Source organism: Mesorhizobium erdmanii USDA 3471, assembly GCF_000472705.1.
Lineage (GTDB): Bacteria > Pseudomonadota > Alphaproteobacteria > Rhizobiales > Rhizobiaceae > Mesorhizobium > Mesorhizobium erdmanii.
In genome coordinates this window covers 490,808-493,655 of sequence record NZ_KI421453.1, presented here as the reverse complement: position 1 = coordinate 493,655, position 2,848 = coordinate 490,808, and the positions used below count along the sequence as shown (strand labels likewise).

Here is a 2,848-nt window from a genome sequence, read left to right as displayed (position 1 = left end):
TTGATCGGCCTTGCGTCCACTTCGCTGACCAAAGACCTGCTGAATGTCCTCAAGACGATCAGCGGATTCGGCAACAACCAGAACAAGCCGTCCGGAGCGAGCACGGATCTCACCTCGGACCAGACCAAGCCTGGCGCCGGCTACGCCAGCAACGACCACACCGTCAAGACCTCCGTGAAGGATCTCTTGAAGCCGCACGAGTGAGCGGCGAGTGGACCTGGACGGTGACCTGTCCAGGTTGAGAACGGGCGCGCGGGCTTCGCTGGAGGGCGGAACCCGCGCGCTGATCATTCCACCCTGTTTGCTCGGGCTTCCGTCTCACAGCGCCGCCGATCATGGCCAGCTGTAAATGGCGTTCGAGCAGCTCTGCGGCTGGCGCGGCCGCGCCGCCTTCCGCGGGATGACAGCAACCAACAGGACGCTGCCAAGTCTTCGATTTTCAAAACCAATTTGCGCGAGTCCGGCGCCTCAATATTAGCCGAAATCTGCTGCCTCGTTCTTGTGAATTTACCAATTCCCTACTTAATAGTTTACAAATCGCTAATTTTCGAATTTACTAATGTTGGGTATGGAGGGTGCCTGCGGATCGTACGGTCGGTGGCCGCAAGGTCTGTGCAGGCGAGTTGGGCTGGGATCTGGGTAGCAAGGCAATTTCGCGGATGAAGAGGGTGCGTCCAACAGGCGCGCCGTGAGGCGCCGCGTCTATGTCTGTCCTTCGGCGGAAGGCAGACGTTCCCATTCCGAAGTTAACTCGCGAGTTTGCCGTCGAGACGTCGGCGGCACGGGTGATGGGAGTGGGTGTGGTGAATCAAGTGTTGTCGCGTGTGCCCAGTGGGGGCGTTGTGCCCCGTTTCGATGGGCGCCAAATTCATCCGCTTCCGGCCGCTGCACCTGATCGCCCGAATGCGCGGGCCGATGCGCCCCGGCCGCGCACTCGCGAACTCGTTTTCATCGATCCCTCGGTATCTGATCTCGGCACGATCCTGCGAAACCTGCGGCCACAGGTCGAGGCGATCGTTCTCGACGCCGCGCGCCCGGCCGCGCGCCAGATGGCGCTCGCCCTCGAAGGTCGGGACGACCTCGACGCCGTGCACGTCATCGCCCACGGCGCACCCGGCCGCGTGAGCTTCGCGGCGGGTGAGTGGTCGGCACGGACGCTGGACGACGATGTGGTCGACCTGGCCGCGATCGGCCAAGCCCTGGACGGATTGGGCGCTCTGCTCCTGTGGTGCTGCAACGCCGGTGGCGGCGCGGCCGGAACCGATTTTATCGATGCGCTGGCGCGCGCGACGGGAGCACCCGTTGCGGCAGCGAACAACCTGATTGGGGCGCCGGCGCTTGGCGGCGACTGGAAACTGAACGTGCGGACAACAGAGGCTGCGGCGAGGCCGCCGCTGACCCGTGGGGGCGTTATGAACTACGCAGCAGTGCTGGCAGTGCCGTTGACCTCGACAGGCCAAGGCGAGCGGCTCACCGTTTTCGGGCAGTGGCCCGCTGGCACGGCGGCGGGCACCTATTTCATAGTCCTGAATGACGGTGGGACACTGAATGTCATCGGTCAATTTATTGTTCCGACAAATTTCGGCGGCACTTTTGCGATCTCCGAAGCGCTTCCTGCGGGGCGCTACACTGTGGGTCCAAGCGCCCCAGGGCCGAATACCATCGCGGTCTACAATGGTCGCTGGAGTTCTTCTGGCAACAATGCCGGGACATGGTCCGTCGGCGACTTCAATCCGGCGTTATCGGCAACTCTGAACAACACAGGTGACGTCACCCCCAACCAGACTGACCGGGGGACAGCAAGATGAAAAACGCTTGCGAAATCGCCTTCATCGATCCTTCAGTCGCCGACATTGCCGTGCTTGTCGCAGGGTTGAGGCCGGGCGTTAAGCCGGTGCTTCTCAGTGGTGCAAGGCCCGCTGCCCAAGAGATTGCGCACGCGTTGCGCGGCCGCGAACGCCTCGATGCGATCCACATCGTCGTCCATGGCCGCCCGGGTGAGCTCAGCTTCAGCTGCGGTGCACTTTCGCTTGCAAATGTCGACCGGTATTCCGCTGATCTCGCGGCGATCGGTCGCGCCTTGGGGCCTGCTGGCGATCTGCTGCTGTGGGGTTGCAGCACAGGGGGAGGCGCTCGTGGGCAGGGATTTGTCGCGGCGCTGTCGCGAGCTTCCGGCGCCCCTGTCGCGGCCGCGACGGGCCTCGTAGGCGCCGCCGCGCTCGGCGGAAGATGGGAATTGGAGACGCAGCCAGGTCGCGCGCCCGTGCCGCCGCCGCTGACGGCGGCAGGCATTGGGGCGTACGGCGATGTCTTGAACAATAATATCTCTGCTCCGGCCGGCCTTAGCTTTGTCGAGATTACCTACCCCAGTTCTGCAGCCGGGGGTGTCTATTTTGTCACAGCGGTTATTGGCGGAAATACGATAGTCGTTGGATCTTTTACTCTACCATCCGGTATTACGGCTAGCGGAACTATGGTCGTTCCAATCTACCTCACAGCCGCTGCGACTGTCACTGTGAATTCTGGCAACGTTAACAGCGGCAACTCGGGGACTTGGGCCGTTGGAACTGCGGTAAACTCCGGCAGTTGGACCGTGGTCGATCTAACCGCCGCAGGTCCGACTGGCCCCACAGGCGCAACTGGTTCGACCGGTGCCACGGGCTCGACTGGAGCCACCGGTGCGACGGGCGCTACAGGCGCGACCGGCGCCACGGGTTCTACCGGCGCTACAGGTACGACCGGTGCTACGGGCTCGACCGGCGATACGGGTGCCACGGGTTCGACTGGAGCGACTGGAGCCACAGGTGCCACCGGCGATACGGGCGCCACAGGAGCAACCGGCGCCACC

At 63.3% G+C, this 2,848-nt stretch carries 3 protein-coding genes; all 3 read left to right on the top strand.

Going from position 1 to position 2,848, the window contains the following annotated elements:
- A partial coding sequence (locus A3AU_RS0129685; protein WP_027056131.1) for a hypothetical protein occupies positions 1 to 204 on the top strand: 204 nt, incomplete at its 5' end.
- A gap of 599 nt (positions 205 to 803) precedes the next feature.
- Positions 804 to 1,808, top strand: coding sequence for a DUF4347 domain-containing protein (locus tag A3AU_RS0129680; RefSeq protein WP_161633544.1), 1,005 nt, complete (start codon positions 804 to 806; stop codon positions 1,806 to 1,808).
- The coding region (locus A3AU_RS1000000141020; RefSeq protein WP_418001085.1) for a DUF4347 domain-containing protein at positions 1,805 to 2,848 on the top strand (1,044 nt) is incomplete at its 3' end. The genes A3AU_RS0129680 and A3AU_RS1000000141020, both read left to right, overlap by 4 nt.